Annotated in this window: 15 protein-coding genes; all 15 read left to right on the top strand. The window is 54.2% G+C overall.

The window, feature by feature from the left end; genetic code table 11:
• Positions 1-8 precede the first annotated feature (8 nt).
• Positions 9-2,039: a YIP1 family protein gene (locus BBD41_RS17275; protein WP_099478337.1), complete on the top strand. Its 2,031-nt coding sequence runs from the start codon at positions 9-11 to the stop codon at positions 2,037-2,039.
• Entirely contained in the window at positions 2,032-4,236 is a 2,205-nt protein-coding gene (locus tag BBD41_RS17280; RefSeq protein WP_099478338.1) for a DUF5696 domain-containing protein, read from the top strand. The genes BBD41_RS17275 and BBD41_RS17280 overlap by 8 nt, the downstream gene beginning before the upstream one ends.
• The gene (locus BBD41_RS17285; protein ID WP_028406627.1) at positions 4,233-5,090 is read left to right on the top strand and encodes a carbohydrate ABC transporter permease; all 858 of its coding nucleotides are present in this window, start codon (positions 4,233-4,235) and stop codon (positions 5,088-5,090) included. Before BBD41_RS17280 ends, BBD41_RS17285 begins: the two co-directional genes overlap by 4 nt.
• 13 nt (positions 5,091-5,103) lie before the next feature.
• Positions 5,104-6,042 (top strand): carbohydrate ABC transporter permease, encoded by a 939-nt coding sequence (locus BBD41_RS17290; protein ID WP_077568319.1) that lies wholly within the window; start codon positions 5,104-5,106, stop codon positions 6,040-6,042.
• Between the two features lie 124 nt (positions 6,043-6,166).
• The gene (locus BBD41_RS17295; RefSeq protein WP_077568318.1) at positions 6,167-7,426 is read left to right on the top strand and encodes a glucoamylase family protein; all 1,260 of its coding nucleotides are present in this window, start codon (positions 6,167-6,169) and stop codon (positions 7,424-7,426) included.
• 32 nt (positions 7,427-7,458) lie between these two features.
• On the top strand, positions 7,459-8,736 hold the full coding sequence (locus BBD41_RS17300) for a hypothetical protein (protein ID WP_099478339.1): 1,278 nt from the start codon (positions 7,459-7,461) through the stop codon (positions 8,734-8,736).
• A 100-nt stretch (positions 8,737-8,836) separates the two neighbouring features.
• A complete protein-coding gene (locus BBD41_RS17305; RefSeq protein WP_099478340.1) occupies positions 8,837-11,251 on the top strand; it encodes a beta-galactosidase in 2,415 nt (804 codons plus the stop codon).
• 13 nt (positions 11,252-11,264) lie between these two features.
• On the top strand, positions 11,265-13,469 hold the full coding sequence (locus BBD41_RS17310) for a glycoside hydrolase family 3 N-terminal domain-containing protein (protein ID WP_099478341.1): 2,205 nt from the start codon (positions 11,265-11,267) through the stop codon (positions 13,467-13,469).
• 262 nt (positions 13,470-13,731) lie between these two features.
• The gene (locus BBD41_RS17315) at positions 13,732-14,835 is read left to right on the top strand and encodes an amidohydrolase/deacetylase family metallohydrolase (protein ID WP_167392979.1); all 1,104 of its coding nucleotides are present in this window, start codon (positions 13,732-13,734) and stop codon (positions 14,833-14,835) included.
• A complete protein-coding gene (locus tag BBD41_RS17320) occupies positions 14,813-15,916 on the top strand; it encodes a DgaE family pyridoxal phosphate-dependent ammonia lyase (RefSeq protein ID WP_099478342.1) in 1,104 nt (367 codons plus the stop codon). The genes BBD41_RS17315 and BBD41_RS17320 overlap by 23 nt, the downstream gene beginning before the upstream one ends.
• A 1-nt stretch (position 15,917) precedes the next feature.
• Positions 15,918-16,673, top strand: a complete 756-nt coding sequence (gene dagF, locus BBD41_RS17325) for a 2-dehydro-3-deoxy-phosphogluconate aldolase (RefSeq protein WP_099478343.1) — start codon at positions 15,918-15,920, stop codon at positions 16,671-16,673.
• Positions 16,666-17,682 (top strand): sugar kinase, encoded by a 1,017-nt coding sequence (locus BBD41_RS17330; protein ID WP_099478344.1) that lies wholly within the window; start codon positions 16,666-16,668, stop codon positions 17,680-17,682. The genes dagF and BBD41_RS17330 overlap by 8 nt, the downstream gene beginning before the upstream one ends.
• Before the next feature lie 13 nt (positions 17,683-17,695).
• The gene (locus BBD41_RS17335; RefSeq protein ID WP_099478345.1) at positions 17,696-18,412 is read left to right on the top strand and encodes a GntR family transcriptional regulator; all 717 of its coding nucleotides are present in this window, start codon (positions 17,696-17,698) and stop codon (positions 18,410-18,412) included.
• 459 nt (positions 18,413-18,871) lie between these two features.
• Positions 18,872-19,333, top strand: a complete 462-nt coding sequence (locus tag BBD41_RS17340) for a CtsR family transcriptional regulator (RefSeq protein ID WP_007132599.1) — start codon at positions 18,872-18,874, stop codon at positions 19,331-19,333.
• Positions 19,334-19,357: 24 nt separating this feature from the next.
• Positions 19,358-19,882, top strand: a complete 525-nt coding sequence (locus BBD41_RS17345; protein WP_007132598.1) for a protein-arginine kinase activator protein McsA — start codon at positions 19,358-19,360, stop codon at positions 19,880-19,882.
• The last annotated feature ends 9 nt before the right edge of the window (positions 19,883-19,891 follow it).

Below are 19,891 nucleotides of genomic sequence, written 5' to 3' on the forward strand. Positions count from 1 at the left end.
TGAAGCAGATGAAAAAGAAGACGGTAGGCAGATGGGTGTTGCTCGTCGTAATTGCATGCTTTCTGCTCGTTCAAATCTCGGCTCCGGCTATGGCCGCTACGCCGTACCAAACGGGGACCGAAGGCCCGGGAGGCATGATCGTCGGGACGCAAACCGCATATGAACCGGACGGAATGATTCGGCTCGACGTAAACCAGCCGGCGGATCTGTTCTATGATGAGCCGACCGGAAAGCTGTATATCGCGGATCCCGGAAATGCAAGAATTGTCGTTTATGAAGAGAACAACGCACCGCAAACGATCGGAGAAGACGTCTTATCGAATCCTTCCGGCGTGTATGTGGCAGCCGATCGACTCGTTTACGTCGCGGATTACGGGTTGAAGCAAATTGTCGTGTTCGACGAGCAGGGAAGGCTCGTGAAACAGTTCGGCCGTCCGGAGGAACCGATTTACGGCAAAAAGAATGATTTTGCGCCGAAGAAGGTAGCGGTGGATAAACGCGGCAACATCTACGTCATCAGCGAAGGCTCCATCAACGGCGTCGTGCAGTTGAACAACGAGGGGCATTTCCTGGGTTATGTCGGCGCGAACCGAACGAGCCTGTCGATGAAAATGCTCATTCAACGCTTCATTTTTACCGAAGGACAGAAGGCGCAGCTGTTCAAATCGACGCCGCCATCCCCGACCAGCATTGTGCTTGATTATCAAGGGCTGCTGTACACGGTAACCAATGGAATTAGCAGTGACGGCATCAAGAAGCTGAATATTGTCGGTGATAACATCTTGTCCTCGAGCTCTTGGACCAGCGATTCGATGGTCGATATCGACGTGGATGCGGGCGGAAATATCTATACGGTAGACGTCAGTGGGCTCATCTGCGTTTACGACAGCTTCGGCAATTTGCTGTTCATGTTTGGCGGAGGGGATGACAAGTATGAGCGCCAGGGGCTGTTTAAAAGCGCCTCGGCCATTGACGTCACCGACTCCGGACGCACGCTGTACGTGGCCGACAAAGAGCGGAACGTCATTAACCGCTATTCGATCACCCCGTTCGGAACGAAGGTGTATGAAGGTGTCGACCAGTACAAGCAAGGGTTATACGTGCAGAGCGAGGACATCTGGAAAGAAATCCTCAAGATGAACAGCTATTTTATTTTGTCGTACAAATCGTTGGCTGAATCGTATTTCAAGCAAAACCAGAATGGCAAGGCTCTGGAGAGCTTCCGGATGGCGGAAGACAAGGAGGGCTATTCCGACGCGTTCTGGAAAATCCGCAATGATTGGCTTCAACAAAACATTAATGTCGTCGTATATACCGTATTTGCCATTATCGTTGTGGGTTACGTCATCCGAACGCTGCATCGGCGGTATCGCGTGCTCCAGCCGCTCGTACGATTGAGAAACCGCGTGGCGGACATCAAGCTGGTGAAAGAAATCGGGTTCATGTTCTACTTCCTCAAGCATCCGATCGATGCGGTCCAGGAGCTGAAGGAACACAGAAGGGCGACCGTCCGCTCGGCAACAGTTCTGTATGTCTGGATGCTGCTGCTTCAAGTCATTCTGGTCTATGCCAAAGGATATTTGTTCGCAAGCGGAGATCCCGACCAAATGGACTTATTGCCGATCATGCTGACGACGGCCGTTCCGCTAATATTCTGGGTCGTTATGAACTATATGGTCAGCACGATCAGCGACGGAGAAGGAAAGCTGTCGGAGGTTTACATCGGCACGATTTACGCGCTGTCGCCTTATTTGATATTCGCGCTCCCGATCGCATTGATCAGCAACGTGCTGACGTATAACGAAAAATTCGTCTACGACTATTCGATGATGTTTATCCAAGGCTGGTCGCTGCTTCTCGTTTGCATCATGGTGAAGGAGCTGCATGATTATACGTTCAGGCAGACGGTGCGGAATTTGTTCCTAACGGTGTTCGGCATCGTATTGGCTGCCCTGGTTATTTTCTTGTTAGTGCTCTTATTTAATCAAGAAGTGGAATTCATTCAAACGATCATTCAGGAGATGAGAAACCGTGCTTAACAAAGTGAAACGAATAGCTGCTCTATCGTTAACGTTCCTGCTGTTGGCCGGTTTGATCTCGATCGCGGCGCTCGCGCAGCAGGGAGTGAACCAACCGGAAGCTCCAGGCGCCGGTGCGGACGCTTCGGGCGATCGACTCGCATCATACGAGAAAGCTGCGGAAAACGCTCGCTTGGCGCTTTATGTAAATAAGAACACGCTCGGCATTAAAGTCCAAGACAAACAGAACGGTTATGTATGGGACGGCACGCTGGACGAGAAGGATGACAAGCTGAACCAATCGTGGCAATCGCTCTTCGAGTCGGGCTTGAGCGTGGAATACATGGATGCCAAACGCAAAATCAGCACCGCGCCGGTAACCGGAGAGCAAGCGAAGATTGCGGTTGAGCCTATGGAGGACGGCTTCTCGGCGAACGTGAATTACGAGAGGCTGGGAATCTCGCTGAAGCTGGAAGTTAGGTTGACGGAAGACGCGATCGAAGTCAAGGTTCCGGCGAATTCGATTCAGGAGACGAATAAGGACAACCGGCTGCAGTCCCTCTACGTGTATCCGTTCTTTGGGGCAACTAAGGGAGTTCAGCCGGATAAAGGATATATGCTCATTCCTGACGGTTCGGGAGCGCTTATCAGCTTGAACGAGCAGACGCTTGCGACGCAGCCCTATATCGGGAGAGTGTTCGGCGACGATCTCGGGATGAAGGGCAGCCCGCAGCTATCAGAAGGAATGGCGACTCCCATAGAGCAAGTGTATCTGCCGGTGTTCGGCATCGCCCATAAGGAAGGCGGCAACGCTTTCGTTTCCATGATCACGGGCGGCGCCCCTTACGCGGAAATCCGCTCTTATCCGGGCAATGTGACTACGGCTTACAATTGGACCACGGCCAAATGGATATACAGAGAAAACTACTTCCAGTCCTTGGACAAAGAGGGCAAAGGCATCACCTTGAACCAGGAAGAGAAGAACCAATTCGACGCTTCCATGAAAGTCATGCTTCTTTCCGGCACGCAGGCCGATTATTCCGGCATGGCAAACCGGGTACAGAGCGAGCTTGTGCAGCGGGGGGAGCTGCCCGCCAAGAAGGACGGCGCGGATCCGCTCCCGCTCCGCATCGAATTTTTCGCCGCGGACAACCAAAAGCAATTGATTGGGAGCGAAGTAATCCCCATGACCACCGTGGACCAAATGGACGATATACTGACCGATCTGCGGGCAAATGAAGTGGACCGCATGATGGTTGTTGTCCGCGGCTACACGGAGGGCGGCGCTACCGGAGCATCTCCTACTCATTTTCCGTTTGAAGAAAAGGTAGGCAGCGGGGACGATTGGAAAGCGTTCGTGGAGAAGTATGAAGCATTAGGCATTCCGGTGTACTTCTATACCGACTACGTGATGGCCGGAGCGACGGCGGACGGATACGGCAAGGGGGACATCGCCCAGTCCGTTTCCAAGCAGCTGCTTTCGTTCTATGATATGTCGTACTACCTGCAGCCGGCAGCGTCCGCGAAGCTGTTTGGGAATGAAATTTCTTCATTCCAGAAGCACGGCATCGACCATATCGCGATGGACTCGATAGGCAGCAATCTTTTTTCCACTTATGGGAAGTCCACGTCTACGCGCAGCGGGTCGATCGAGACGTATACGTCGATGCTGCCCCGGGATTCCATCAACAGCTACGCATTTTACAAGCCGAATTATTACTTGTGGAGGTTTGCCGACCGGATCATGGATCTGCCGATGAGCACTTCAAGCTTCCTGCTGGAGAGCGAAGAGGTGCCGTTCCTGCAGCTTGTGCTGAAAGGACATGTCGATTATTACGCCCAGGCCTCCAATTTCAACGCGAACCCGCAGAAGGAGCAACTGAAAATGATCGATTACGGCAGCTACCCGTCCTTCATCCTGACCGACGAGGATCCGATCAAGCTGGCTAACACAGAGTCGTCATGGTGGCTGTTCACTTCGCAGTATTCGGTGTGGAAGGATCAGGCCGTACATGAATATCGGACGGTTGCGGAAGCCCTGAAGCCTGTTGCGGATGCGACCTTTGACAAACGTGAAAAAGTGCGGGAAGGCGTATTTAGAAACACTTACTCGAACGGCACCGTCATCTATGTCAATTACACCATGAATGAAGTTAGGGCGGACGGGAACAAGATTCCGGCGCAAGGGTTCTTGGTCCGGGAAGGAGGCCGTTCATGAAAATCCGTTACCGGCTTAGAGAGGCGCTTATCGGCCTATCGTTTATCTGGATTTGGATCGTAGGTTTTTTGGTCTTCACCTGCTATCCGTTGATCCGTACCTTGCTGTTTAGCTTCAGCCAAGTAAAGATTACCGCAGACGGAGTCAAGACAACGTTCATCGGCTGGGAAAATTACCGGAACGCGCTGTTCCTGAACGTTGAGTTCGGCGATACCTTGGCTACCTATTTTGTTGAGACACTTGTGATCGTGCCGATCATCGTCGTGTTCGCGTTAATCGTCTCCCTTCTGCTGAACGTGAAAATCCGCGGCAAAGGCATCTTCCGGACGATTTACTTTCTTCCGGTCATTATTACAAGCGGACCTGTCATCAAGCAGCTGATGGATCAAGGAGCCACTACGCTCCCGGGCATTCAGACGATTATCGAAATGAGCAAGCTTCATGAAAGCATGCCGGAGCTGCTCGCCGATCTGATCGTGTTCCTGCTGACGTCGTTTATTACGATTCTCTGGTTCTCCGGCGTGCAGATGCTGATCTTCCTGGCAGGCCTGCAGAAGCTGGATTCCTCGATGTACGAAGCGGCGAGCATCGACGGCGCCTCCAGATGGGAGTCGTTCTGGAAGCTGACGCTGCCGGCGCTGAACCCGATGATTATCGTCAATATGGTGTATACCGTCATCATGCAGTCCGTCTTTTCGCTGAATCCGGTCATTACTCAGATCCAGAGCGCGATGTATGATGCGAAATACGGAATGGGCTATTCCGCTGCGATGGCGTGGATCTATTTCCTCGTCATGCTGGTGCTGCTAGGCGTGCTGGTGCTCGTAACAAGGCAGCGGGAAACGAACCGTTAGGAGGTGGGATGGTATGAAAGGGATTGACCGCAGAACGATCGACAAGACGAAGCGGGTCCTGTGGGGGTTTACGGGAGAAGGCATTGTCTACAAATTAGCCGTATACTTCTTGCTGTCTCTGATCGGCTTCGTCTATTTGTACCCGTTGTTTTATATGATCACCTACAGCTTCATGAATACGGAAGACCTGATCAATCCGTTGATCACCTATATTCCGTCGGGATTCTATATGGACAATTTCGCCAAGGCGGCCGAGGTCATGGACTTTCTTAATACCTTATGGCAGAACGTCCTTGCTTCCTTCGTTCCTGCCATCGTCCAGACCGTTTCGGCGGCCGTTATCGGATACGGCTTTGCCCGTTTCCGGATTCCGGGGAAATCCGTCTTGTTTGCGCTCGTGCTGGCAACGTTCATCATACCGCCGCAAATTACGATGATTCCGCAGTTCCTGATGTTTAAAGATCTCGGATTAATCGGAAGCATATTTTCTTATATCATTCCGGCGGCGTTCGGACAGGGGATCAAAAGCGGTCTGTTCATCCTGATTTTCTATCAGTTTTTCCGGTCGATTCCGAAGTCGCTCGAGGAGGCTGCACAAATCGACGGGGCCGGCGCTTACAAAATATTCGCCGTTATTTGCGTGCCGATGGCCGTGCCGGCCTTCATCATTTCCTTCTTGTTTTCGATGGTTTGGTATTGGAACGAAACGCTGCTCGCGGCGCTGTACTTGGGCGATAAGCTGACGACGCTGCCGCTGGAGCTGCAAAACTTCGCCGTAACGTACCAGAAGGTATTCCCGGCTGATCCGAATGCGCAGACCGGACGCAGCTTGAACGAAGCGATCAATATGGCCGGAACCTTTTTGAATATCATCCCGCTGCTGATCGTTTACTTCTTCACGCAGCGCTGGTTCGTAGAGAGCATTGAGCGATCAGGCATCACAGGCGAATAAGAGCGTTTTTAATAAGATGCTCGACTTCGATTTAGAGGAAGTACTCGAGGTATAGAATGTTCTCATCACGCAGTCCGGCCATGAACTTAAACATTCTATATCCTTGGAAGGGAGTGCACTTGCTTTGCGGCACAGAAGATGGATTGCATGGCTGGCCGGTGCAGTGGTGCTGCTGGCGGCGATGGGATGCTCGCAGGAGCAGCCGGACGAATTGGATCTTGAGGCCAAGGCGTCGTTTGACTATCTATGGGAGCAGACGAACCGCGAGGAAGGCTCCGAAGGCTACGGCTTGACGAGGGACCGGTACCCGGGCAATCCGAAGATCGCCAGCACGGCGGCCACCGGATTCGCGCTCACGGCGATTCCGATCGGCGTGGAGAACGGCTGGATCAGCCGCGAGGAAGGCTATGACAGAGCGGACCGCACGCTCGATACGCTTCTGCGGATGGAGCATGAGCACGGATTTTTTTACCACTTCGTGAACATCGATACCGGCAAGCGGGAGTGGAACAGCGAAATTTCGAGCATCGACACCGGGCTCCTAATGAACGGCGTCTTGACGGCGGGGCAATATTTCGGCGGCGATGTCCAGAAGAAGAGCGAGCAGCTGTATGAGCGCGTCGAATGGCCCTGGTTCGTAGACAAAGGCAAAAATCAGTTCTATATGGCGTATTCCCCGGAAAAAGGGTTTCAAGGCCATTGGGACTTCTATGCCGAGCAGCTGTCCCTTTACGTGCTGGCCGCCGGTTCGCCGACGCATCCGATTGACGTCTACGATGGCTTTACACGCCACAAAGCATCGTATAAGCATTCCGAGCCGTTCATCCATTCCTGGTTCGGTTCCCTGTTCACCTATCAGTTCTCGCATGCCTGGGTCGACTTTCGCGGCTTGGTAGACCGTGACGGGGTTGATTGGTTCAACAACTCGGTCGTCGCTTCCCAGGCGAACCGGCAGTTCGCCATCGATCTAAGCGAGAAGTTTAAAGGCGTGGGCGAGCAGTCGTGGGGCTTTACCGCATCCGACTCGCCCGCCGGTTATAACGGATTGCTCGGTTCGCCGCCTTCCGGCTATGACAATGCGGCCCATCAAGCGGACGGCACCGTTCCGCCGGCCGGGGCGCTGGGCTCGGTTGTGTTTACACCGGAGGAATCCATAGCGGCACTGAAGTATTTCCTCACGGTTCCGAATCTAAGCGGCGAATATGGGCTGAAGGATGCGTTCAATCTGAATGCCGGCTGGGTCGGTCCCGATTATATCGGCATCGATAAAGGAATTACGCTGCTGATGGCCGCCAATTACCGGGACGAGACGGTTTGGAGCATTTTCATGAAGGTTCCTTATGTGAAGAGAGGGCTAGAAGCTCTGCAATTCAGAAACAAATAGACTTTTCAGGCGCTGATTGGAGAGAGATTGCCATGAAACAAACGACGAATGATTATGAGCAGCTGTCGGAAAAGGTGAAGGCGTTTGTCGATCGCCAATACAAGGATTCCTACCGGTTGATCGATGCTTGCCGCCATCCGCGCACAGGCCTTTACGGCGACGCATATTACAGTTTCGCGAGAAATCCGGAGGCCCGCTGCTCGGTCTCTGCGACCGGGGTCGGCTTGATCAGCCTGGTTGTTGCCGATTACGAGGGCTGGGACGACCAGGCGGCGGAGAAGGTCAAGCTTACGCTTAATGCCGCTCTCGGCAAGGTGGAAGGCTGCAAGCCGGCTAGAGATGCAGCGACGGGCTTCTTCGCGCACTTCATCGACATGGAGACAGGAGCGAATCTGGGCTCTGAAATTTCGACGATCGATACATCGTTGCTGGTGGCGGGAGCCTTGTTCGCGGGGAAGCATTTTAAGGATAAAATGCCCGAAATCGACGAGATGGCTCATGAATTGTTAAAGCAAATCGACTGGCGCGTTGTTGTCGCCGATAAGCATAAGGGCATCATCAACATGATCGTGAAGGACGGCCAAGGAATCGCCCCGCTCCCGGCATACAACGAATATGTGCTGGTTGCCCACTTGGCGAAAATCGCCCAGCCGGAACACCCGGAGATCCAGGCGCTGTGGGATAACACCTTTGCGGAAGACAAGATTGAGAGATTCCCTATGAAATACTACCGGGACATTCCGGTTATTACCGACACGAATACGAACGATACAAGCAAATTGAAGTTTTTGTCTTCGTTTGTGCATCAGTTCCCGTACTTCTTGGTTCCGGATTATGCGAAGAGCGAGATCTACAATAGGTATTATGAGAATGCATGCACGGCTGACCGGTTGAAATGGAAAGAGCTGGCCGATGTGCCCTCTTACGTATGGGGATATGGGGCCGGCGCCAATGACGGTCTGTACAACACTTATCACGCGGATAAAATCGAGGATTCACCGGGCAACGTCGCTTCCGCCTACATTGTTGCCGGCTTCCTGCCGGTTTACCCTGCGGGCATCCACGACCTCTATGCGTTATATCGGCTGCACATTCCGTACGACACCTATTCCAATCCGAGGGATCGGGATGATGAAGTGAAATATAGAGCGGCTTACAAATACGGACTGCATCGTTACTCCTGGTGGCATCTGGAAGGAAGAGGCCGCTGGTACCCCGAGAAGGTGACCGTGATCGATTGGAGCTCCATGCTGTACGGCATGACGGCCTTTAAACGGGGGATGTCCTTCTTTACGGACCGGTTGAGATAAAGTCACACGCAATATCTGAAATTTTTTTACCGTATGTCGAAACGTTTCGTCGATAGCATCCGCTAGACCAATTCGAAAGAAAAAGGCAGGGTTTGAAACGATGATTGAAATCAAAGACAAGCAAATCCTCATCGACGGCAAGCCGCAAATCATCATGTGCGGTGAAATTCACTATTACCGGCTTAAGCCGGAGGATTGGCAGGACCGCATCGACAAGCTGAAGGAAGCGGGCTGCAATGCGGTTGCCAGCTATGTACCGTGGCTCTGTCATGAGCCGGCGGAAGGGGAGTTCGATTTTGACGGTCATACGCACCCGGAGCTGAACCTCATCCGCTTTATCGATCTGTGCAAGGAGAACGATCTGTACTTTTTCGTTAGACCAGGCCCGTTCATTATGGCGGAAATGAAAAACGAAGGTTTGCCGTACTGGGTGTATACAAAATATCCGGAAATCATTCCGGTCGGCTGGGACGGAAACCCGGCGACGACGAAGACGGTCGACTACCTCGCGCCCGGATTTCTTGAGGCCAGCAAAAACTGGTATCGCGCGGTGATGGCGGTCGTGGCGCCCCGTCTCTACACGAACGGAGGCAATATTATCGCGGTGCAGCTGGACAACGAGATCGGCATGCTCTCTTGGGTCAGCAATTGTCCGGACCTTACGGACAACGTGATGAGCGATTTCGCCGCTTGGCTCAAGCAGCGGTATTCGGCGGAGCAGCTCTCGGCCCGTTATCCATTCTCCTTAGATGACGCCGAAGCGCGCACGACCGGCATTCGTTCTCCGAAGGAAGAGTACGCGCCGGAGCTGACGCACGACCTAGGCTGTTATATGCGGAACCGAGCTGCCCGCTATGTTGCCATTCTTCGCTCATATGCCGAAGAGTTCGGCGTTAAGGACGTTCCGTTCGTTGTGAACATTCATGGCACGGATGGGGGCCGGGGGTTCACGTTCCCGATCGGCATCAGCCAGCTGTATGAATCGTATACGCAGGCGCCGGGATATTTATCGGGCTCCGACATCTATTTCGGGGATTTGGACATGGTGACGTTCCAGGATCTTTATATCATCAACGGATTTATGGACGCGGTGCATACGCCGGACCAGCCGCTCACCTCCGTCGAATTCAACTGCGGCGACAGCAACTTCGGCGAGACGTACGGAGGACGCAACGATCCTTCGGCCGCCGATTTTAAAGCCCGGATGTGCATCGCGCAAGGGAACCGGCTTCTCAATTTTTATCTGCTGACCGGCGGCTATAACTATCGGATGGATATGCCGCCTAGCGACGGGAACGACCGGATCGCGTTTACCGGCGAACGCCACGGCTTTGCCGCTCCGATTAGCCCGGAAGGCGAGTACAATTATACGTTCCCGCGAATGGCGCGCACGAACAAGGCGATATTGGCTGTCGGGGAGAAGCTCGCACGAATGAACGAGGAACGCGACGACGTCAGCTTTGCGTTCATTCCGGATTATTACATGACGGAATACCGTTATCCGGGCAGCGAGCGCGTGAAGGAAATCCTGCAAAATATCGAAGGGAACCGCGCGCACGGCGCTTGGGAGATCATGGGCCGGGCCATGCTGCTGGCGGGCTATCGGTTCGGCGCCTCCGATATTCAAAATAAGCCGCTTGATCCTTCGGCCACCCCGGTTCTCGCGCTGCCGTCTGCCCGTTATATGGACGGCCATATCCAGCGGAAGCTGGCCGACTACCTGCATGCGGGAGGAAAGCTGCTCGTGTACGGCGAGCTGCCGAGCTTTGATATGGAAGGGAAGCCGTGCACGATATTAACGGAGGCGTTAGGGGTGAAGCCGCTTGGCTTGCTCCGCGATTCGGGCCATTTCTACCTGTCGATCGTGTCCGAAGGGTGGGCGGCTCCGCGGCCGGAAATGCGTGCATATGTCGCCCAGACGTTCGACGTCGGCGGCCAAACGCCGATTATGCGCGTGTACGGCAGCGGTGAAGTGACCGCATTCGATGCGAAGGTCGGAGCGGGACGCGCGATCGTATTCGGCTGCTCGTACCGGTGCGATATCGAGTTGTTCCGGAAGGCATTGGAGCTTCTCGGCGCAAAAGCGGGGCTGACGCACGATTGCAAATACCACGGCATCTTTATGACTTCAACGGCAACGAATGAAGGGGAACGGTTCGTCCATGTGCTGAATTTGGACGGCTTCGATAAAGAGATCGGCATTCTGGAGGACGGGCACATGTTGTTCGGCGGACGTAAGCTTCTGCTGCAAAGCAAAGACGGAGTCATGCTGCCGCTTAACGTGACCTTCGGCGATGTGAAGATCGTGTATTCGACCGCGGAAATTGCCACAGTGGAGAACGACCGCCTCGAATTTCGGCTGACCCAGCCTGAGGATCTCATCGTGCTTGAGACGGACCGCGAAGTGATTCCGAGCGAATCCTTTACAGTCCGTAAGGAAGGCAGCAGAACATGGATTGTGTCGCGCCAGCACGCCAAAGTAAACGACCGCTTAACTTTACAATTCGTGCCATAGGAGGAACTACACTATGAAGCTCACCGATTCACCGGTTCAAACGAAAGTGGAAGAGCTTTTATCCGAAATGACCCTTGCCGAAAAAATCGGACAAATGTTCCAAACCGACCCGGGAACCGTACTGCGTTCCTACCATTCGAAAATCGAAGTCTCGACGCCGGTAACCGGTCCCGTATCCGAGCGCACGCTTAGCAAGGAACTCATTTCGAATCTGGGCTCCATCTTGAGCGCGACCGATGCGCAAACGGCTTACGAAGTGCAGAAGGTGTTCCTTGAACATAACCGGCTGAAAATCCCGCTGCTCTTCATGTTCGATATTATTCACGGCTTCCGCACGGTGTTTCCGATACCGCTCGGCCTAGCTTCCAGCTGGGAGCCGAAGCTTGCGGAGGAAACCTCCAGGGTTGCCGCAGCGGAGGGCGCAGCCTCCGGCATCAACGTAACCTTCGCGCCGATGGCCGACCTCGTCCGTGACCCGAGATGGGGGAGGGTAATGGAAAGCCCCGGAGAAGACCCGTACCTGAACGGACAAATGGCTGCAGCGATGGTAAGAGGCTTTCAGGGGGACGATCTGAAGGCGCTTGATACGATTGCCGCTTGCGTGAAGCACTTTGCGGCATACGGCGCAGCGGAGGGCGGACGGGATTACAACACCGTCGATATGTCGGAAGCTGCGCTCCGCAATTACTATTTGCCTGCTTACAAGGCGGGGATCGACGCAGGCGCCGAATTGATCATGACGTCCTTTAACGTCTACGACGGGGTGCCGGCTACAACCAACTCCTTCCTGCTGAGAAACGTGCTCAGAGAGGAGTGGGGCTTTGAGGGCGTGGTCATTTCCGACTACACCTCGCTTTGGGAAACGATCTTCCATATGAGCTCCAAAGACGGCGAAGACGCAGCGAAGCAGGGGCTGGAAGCGGGTCTTGACATCGAGATGATATCGACGGAATACATCAGCCACCTTGAGCAATTGGTTGAAAGGGGCGAGGTAGACGTTGCGCTGATCGATGAAGCGGTCAGACGCATTCTCACGTTGAAATTCAAGCTCGGTCTGTTCGACGATCCCTATCGTTACATCAACATCGAGCGCGAAAAAGAGGCGCACCTGAAGCATGAGTATCGTCAGCTGGCGAGAGAGGCTGCTCAGAAATCGATGGTGCTGTTAAAGAACGACGGCATTCTGCCGCTGAAGAAGGACGTCAAATCGGTGGCGGTTATCGGACCGTTCGCCGACAGCGGCCGGATTTTGGGCGGTTGGAGCGGGCTCGGTAAACCGGAAGAGGCGGTCACCGTAAAACAAGGTCTTATCAATAAGTTAGGAAATGACGTGAAAATCACTGCTGCAGCCGGGTGCGACTACAGCTCGAATGACGTTTCCGGCTTCCAAGCCGCACTGGAAGCGGCCGCCTCGTCAGAGATTGTCATTCTTGCCATGGGTGAAGAGGATCATATGAGCGGCGAGGCGGGCAGCCGCGCGTACTTAACATTACCGGGCGTTCAGCCGAAGCTGGTCGAGGAGGTGCTGAAGCTCGGCAAGCCTACCGTTCTTGTTCTCTTCAATGGACGTCCGCTGGAGCTCAAGTGGTACCACGAGCACGTTCCCGCGATTCTGGAAGCGTGGTTCCCGGGAACGGAGGGAGGAAACGGAATCGCCGATCTGCTGTTCGGGGACGCGAATCCTTCGGCGAAGCTGACGATGAGCTTTCCGTATACCGTTGGGCAAGTGCCGGTGTACTACAACTGCTTGAACACCGGCAGACCGAAAGGGCATGAGGATAACGACTTCCGTTTCCTCTCCAAATATCTCGACATTCCGAATGCGCCGTTCTATCCGTTCGGTTACGGACTGAGCTACACCGAATATACGTATTCGGACGCCGCGCTGATCGGCGATACGTTAACGCCGGGCGGCAGCGTGAAGGCGATGGTGACGGTGCAGAATACCGGGAACTACGCCGGCGAAGAAATCGTTCAAATGTATGTTCGCGATTTATGGGGCAGTACGTCGAGACCGCTGCTTGAGCTGAAGGGCTTTCATAAAATCCATCTTGCCCCGGGAGAGAAAGCAACGGTGGAGTTTGTAATCGAGCCGGAAATGCTCTCGTATTTCACCGCCAAGAAGCAGTATGAGGTGGAAGAAGGAGATTTCAAGGTGTTCGTCGGCAAGAACGCGAGAGATTTGATCGAGTGCGGCACATTTACCTATACCTTATAAACCGAGAAACGGCGGGGCTGTCCCACAAGTCATCCATATGGCTTTGGGAGAGCCTCTGTTTTTTATTTTGCCATACCATAAGGCAGCCTCACCTTAGTAGGATGAAAGTTTGGAGCAACCATTCGATTAAACATTATAACGTTATATTCACGTATGCGATGATCTGTGCTATGCTATACCTATAAATTGTTATCGCAAGGCCATTGGCAGGTGGATGCCCCAAGAAAAAGCTGAAATTCTGCCATGTGAAGGGGTGATGAGAATGAAGCAGCGTTTTGTGCTGCGGAATGTAAGAACGGTGCACGAGGAAGAACCCTTCGATATCGTAATTGAGAACGGGTTCATCACCGAGCTTGCCGAGGCCAACACGGCGGCGGGTGAGGACGGTTTTGACGGCACGGGGCTGTATGTGTCCAGCGGATGGATCGATATGCATGTTCATGCGGTTGCCAAGCTGGAGCCCTACGGGGATGCCATCGACGAGATCGGCGTCAAGCAGGGCGTGGCCACGATCGTGGACGCAGGAAGCTGCGGAGCGGACGATATTGGCGATTTGGCCGCTGAGGTTGCCCGCTCGAAGACGAATGTGTTCGCGTTTCTGAACATTTCCCGCATCGGCCTCCAACGGATCGATGAGCTGTCCAGGCTGGAGTGGATCGATCAGGGGAAGGCGGTGAAGGCGGCCCGTGCCTATCCCGATTTTATCGTGGGCCTGAAGGCGCGCATCAGCCAAAGCGTTGTAAAAGATAACGGCGTAGAGCCGCTCCGGCGTGCGCGGGAATTGTCGGGACGGACTTCGCTGCCGATTATGGTGCATATCGGTTCCGGGCCTCCACCGGTGAGTGAGGTGCTGGATCTGCTACAGGAAGGGGACATCGTCACCCATTATTTGAACGGTAAAAAGAATAATCTGTTCGATCCGGACGGCAAGCCGATCCCGTCCCTGGTCAGTGCCATCGAGCGAGGCGTTCATATGGATGTCGGCCATGGCACAGCGAGCTTCTCGTTCCAGGTGGCGGAATACGCGAAAGATCATGGGATCGGGCCGGGAACGATCAGCTCCGATATTTACCGGGGGAACCGGATCAATGGCCCCGTATACAGCTTGGCAAGCGTGATGACCAAATTTTTATATCTCGGCTACAGTCTGCAGGAAGTCATCTCTGCCGTCACGGTCAAGGCGGCGGCTTGGCTGAAACGGCCGGAGCTCGGCCGAATTCATGTGGGCGATCCGGCCCACCTCACATTGTTTGCGGTTCGGCAGGGGCCGCATAGCTTGACCGATTCCGAGGGAGAGACGCGCATTGCCGACCGTTATATCGAACCTAAAGGAGTGGTAGTTAATGGATCATTCACTGCATGCTAAATACGGACTCAAGCGAGTTGTCAATGCCAGCGGCCGCATGAGCATACTCGGAGTGTCGGCACCAACGGATACCGTCATGGAAGCCATGCGGATCGGCGGTCAGAGCTACGTGGAAATAGCGGACCTGGTAGACAAGGCAGGCGATTATATCGCCCGCATTCTCGGCTCCGAAGCCGCCGTCGTCGTGAACTCGGCATCAAGCGGCATCGTGTTGTCGGTAGCGGGGATCGTGACGGAGGGCCAGCGCAGACGGAGCGACCGACTCCATCAAGAACCGATTGCGAAGAACGAGATCATCCTGTTCAAAGGACATAACGTTCAATACGGGGCACCGGTCGAAACGATGGTTTACCTGGGCGGCGGCAAGGTGGTAGAGGTCGGCTATGCCAATGAAGGACGCAAAGAGCATATTGAGGAAGCCATTAATGAGCGCACCGCGGCAATTTTGTACGTGAAGTCGCACCACTGTGTTCAGAAAAATATGATTTCCGTCGAGGAAGCGGCGGAAGTCGCTAACGCTCACGGCATCCCGCTGATCGTCGATGCGGCGGCGGAGGAGGATATCCAGAAGTATGTCAAATACGGGGATCTGGCCATCTACAGCGGCTCCAAAGCGATCGAAGGCCCGACCTCCGGCATCGTCGGCGGCAAACGCCAATACGTCGAGTGGGTCAAAGCGCAGCTTCATGGCATCGGACGGAGCATGAAGGTCGGCAAGGAGACAACGTTCGGCTTGCTTCAGGCACTTGATGAGTATATGGTGAAGGAAGATAAGAGCGCGCAGGAGAAGGCAGCGCTGGAGGAGCTTAAGACGCTGTCCAGCCTGCCGGGCATCGACGTGGCCATCGTGCAGGATGAGGCCGGCCGCGCAATTTTCCGCGGACGGGTTAAAGTGGATGAGCAGGCAGCGGGCATCAGCGCCAAGGCGATGAATGATCAGCTTCGGGAAGGCGAGATCGCCGTATATACCCGGGACTACGGGGTACGTCAGGGATATTTCGATATTGATCCACGCTCGCTCGCCGGCGATGACCTGCAGGTCATCATAACAAGAATTCAGCAGATTGCAGGGGGTAAATAACATGTCGAACATGGAGAGACGATTATATAAAAACCGCACGGCATTAAATGTGCTGGCAGGCAGCATCCAGAATGCCAAAGACGTCTTTGAAGCAGCGGAAGGGCATGTCCTGGTCGGCGTCCTTTCGAAAAATTACCCGAGCGCGCAGGAAGCAGTTGTCGCCATGAAGGAGTACGGCGCGGCGATTGAGGATGCCGTGTCGATCGGGCTGGGCGCAGGCGACAACCGCCAGGCGGCCGTCGTGGCGGAAATCGTGAAAAGCTATCCGGGAACTCACATCAATCAGGTGTTCCCGGCAGTCGGGGCGACGCGCGCCAATCTAAACGGTCAGGACGGCTGGATCAACAGCCTTGTTTCCCCGTCCGGCCAAGCAGGCTACGTTAATATTTCGACGGGGCCGGCGAGCGCAGCGGGTACGGACAAAGCGATCATTCCCGTGAAGGCGGCGATCGCCCTGGTGCGCGACATGGGCGGCAATGCGCTTAAATACTTCCCGATGCAAGGCTTGAAGCTGGAAGAGGAATACCGGGCAGTGGCCAAGGCGTGTGCGGAAGAGGATTTCGCCCTCGAGCCGACGGGCGGGATCGACAAAGACAATTTCGAAGCGATCGTCCGGATCGCGCTGGAAGCCGGCGTGCGCCAGGTGATCCCGCATGTATACTCCTCGATCATCGATTCGGCGAGCGGCGATACGATTGTCAGCGATGTGCAGGAGCTTCATCAGACGTTAAAAGCGCTGGTTGATCAATATGCCTAAGAGAATTGCAGCTTTCGGCGAGGTTATGATGCGGCTGCAGGTGCCGGGCTATGCCTCCTTGGCGCAAGAGAGCAGCCTGAACTATTCCTTCTCGGGGACCGGCGTTAATATCGCTTCGGCCCTCGGAAGGCTCGGGCATGCGGGTTATCTGGTCAGCACGCTGCCGGATAATCCGCTCGGCGATGCGGCGACGGCATACCTTCGCAAGCTAGGGATCGGCACGTCCTTCATCAGCCGCGGCGGCAAGTACGTCGGCATGTATTTTTTGGAGAATGGCTTTGGCGTTCGGCCGGGACGGGTCACTTATACGGACCGGCTGGGAAGCAGCTTTAATACGGCGGACCCTGCGATGTATGATTTTTCGGCGATTGCCCGGAGCATCGATGTGATCCACTTCTGCGGAATCACGCTATCCATGAACGAGAATGTCCGGGGCCAGATGAAGGCCTTGGCGCGGGAAGTGAAGGCTAACGGCGGCACGGTGGTGTTCGATTGCAACTACCGGCCATCCCTGTGGGGGGCGGACGGCTATGCTTTTGCCAAGCCGCATTATATGGAGATGCTGTCCCTTGCGGATATCGTCTTCATGAATGAGAAGGATGCGCTTTATATTCTCGGGATGGAAACGAAGCGGGAAGACCGGGCGGAGCAGCTCGGGGAGCTGATCCCGAAGGTAGCGGAGACATACGGCATTTCAGCACTTGCCGGCACCCATCGCCATATTAATGGAGACAATACCCATTCCCTGAAAGGGTATTTGTATAAGGACGGAGCGTTTCATTTTTCAAGAACGTTGACCTTCTCCGTCTATGACCGGATCGGAGCGGGGGATGCTTATGCCAGCGGCGTGATCCATGGCCTGCTGGAGGGATTTGATCCACTGCAAACGGTAGAGTTCGCGGCGGCGGCGGCCATGCTGGCCCACACGGTACCTGGAGATACGCCGACAGCAGGAGAGCTTGACATTCTGCGAGCAATGGGTGATCATAGGTCGGATGTGGAAAGGTAAGGTGAACGAACGTATGTCGATCACGCGTAAGAACGGCCCGCTGTATCTTCAGATCAAGAAGATCATCAAGGACCGGATCCTGCATGGGGTGTACCCTTTGGGTACCCATATTCCTTCCGAGCCGCAGCTGGAGCAGGAATTCAACGTCAGCAAAATGACCGTGCGCAATGCGATTCAGGAGCTTCACCAGGAGGGCTATGTCGAGAAACGCAGCGGGGTAGGGACGATTGTTACCCGCAACACCTCGTTCTCGAAGCTTTCCAAGGGCAAGCTGTTTACCGAGATTCTGGTCGAGGAAGGGCATCAGATTCAGAAGCGCCATCTGAAGACCGAATGGGTGTTTCACGAGCCGGATAGCGAGATGTATGAAAAATTCGGCGAAAAATGCCTTCGCATCGAGCGGTTGTACCTGCTGGACGGGCAGCCCTACATTCACTATACGCATTATGTTTCGCCGCTTGTCGATATGGGCGGGGATTTCGGGCCTGGCGAGCTCCCTTCCCTTTATGACCGGATCGAAGAAAGCCAGATTACACTGGAGAATTTCCGCGACCGTTTTCTGGCGGCCGTAGCGGATGAAGAGATGGCGGGTCTGCTTGGCGTCAACCCGGGTACGCCGCTCCTCAAACGGCTCAGATCCTCTTTCGACGGTGCGGGGACGATTATAGAATACAGCATTGGTTATTACAATACAGAGCTTCAGCATTATTTAATCAGCTACGACGCGTAAAGACAAGGCGCAGCGGGAAGGTTCGAAAGGAATAAAGTCAGGGAAGGGCAGCCTTATGGCCGGGGAACCGGGATCAGGCTGCTTTTTTCTATGGCTACGAGCTGCAGACGTGCGTTGTGGGGATAAAGAGCATGCTTGGGTGTTGCAGTTGAAGGTGCGGTTAAGGGCAGGCTTGGACGGCAATCGAAGCGGCAAAATTCCTGCGGGGCTGTGGCTATAAGCGTGAGAAAAAATGGGCAGACTACGAATAACAGTCCGGCGCGAAATTTTATGGGCCCCCCCTTGGCAAATTTAAAAATTATGCTATAATGAGATTAAAGTCAAAGAAAGTCAAAGTCAACGGGCAGGGTTCGCTGATTTTGATTATGTTTAAAATTTAACGTATAAGGTATGACTCTGTGCGGACGTGTAAGATCACAATCCGTCTTATCGTTTCAAACAGTGGAGGATGAACAGACCATGCGTAATATCTCTGATATTATCGAACAATACCTCAAGAGCATTTTGCAGGAAAGCCCGGAGGGAACCGTTGAAATTCAACGGAACGATCTGGCGGAGCAGTTCTCCTGCGTCCCTTCCCAGATCAACTATGTCATCAGCACCAGGTTTACGCTGGAGAAGGGCTTTCTCGTCGAGAGCAAGCGCGGAGGCGGCGGTTATATCCGCATCCAGCGGATCGAGCTTCCCCAGCATTCCGCACTCCATCAGCATCTGCATCATACGATCGGCAGCCGGATTGACCAGACGGTCGCGGAAGGGCTGATCTATCAGCTGGAGGAGTCAAGGTTCTTGAACAAACGAGAGGCCAGCTTGATGCGGGCCGCCATTTCGAGGGATTGCCTCAATGTGAAGCTTCCTTACCGGGATGAGCTCCGTGCGAGAATCATGAAGGCCATGCTTATTGCTTTGTTAGGTAAGTGAGTCTGTGTAAGGAGGGCATGGAGTATGATATGCCAGGAATGTGGTAAACGACCAGCGACATTGCATTTTACGAAAATCGTGAATGGCGAGAAGACCGAATTTCATTTTTGTGAATCTTGTGCCCGTGAAAAAGGGGAATTGATTCCCGGGACGTCGAATGGTTTTTCTATACACAGTTTGCTGTCAGGCCTCCTGGATCTGGATCCTTCCGGCAAGGGGCAGAATGCTGGTGCTAAGCCGGCCCAGACGCTGCGCTGCGAGGAATGCGGCATGACGTATTCCCAATTCAGCAAGCTTGGCCGTTTCGGCTGCAGCTCGTGTTATAAATATTTCTCCGACCGCCTGGATCCGCTGTTCAAGCGAGTGCATGGCAACACGTCCCATGTCGGCAAGGTGCCGAAACGGACCGGCGGGGTCATTCAGCTCAAGCGCAAGATTGAGGAGCTGAAGAAGGAGCTTCAGTTCCGGATCGTGCAGGAGGAGTTTGAAACGGCCGCCGAGATTCGGGACCGGATCCGCGAGCTTGAGCGAAATATCGCTCAAGGATGAGGAACTTAG

The organism is Paenibacillus ihbetae, assembly GCF_002741055.1.
GTDB classification, from domain to species: Bacteria; Bacillota; Bacilli; order Paenibacillales; family Paenibacillaceae; genus Paenibacillus_AQ; species Paenibacillus_AQ ihbetae.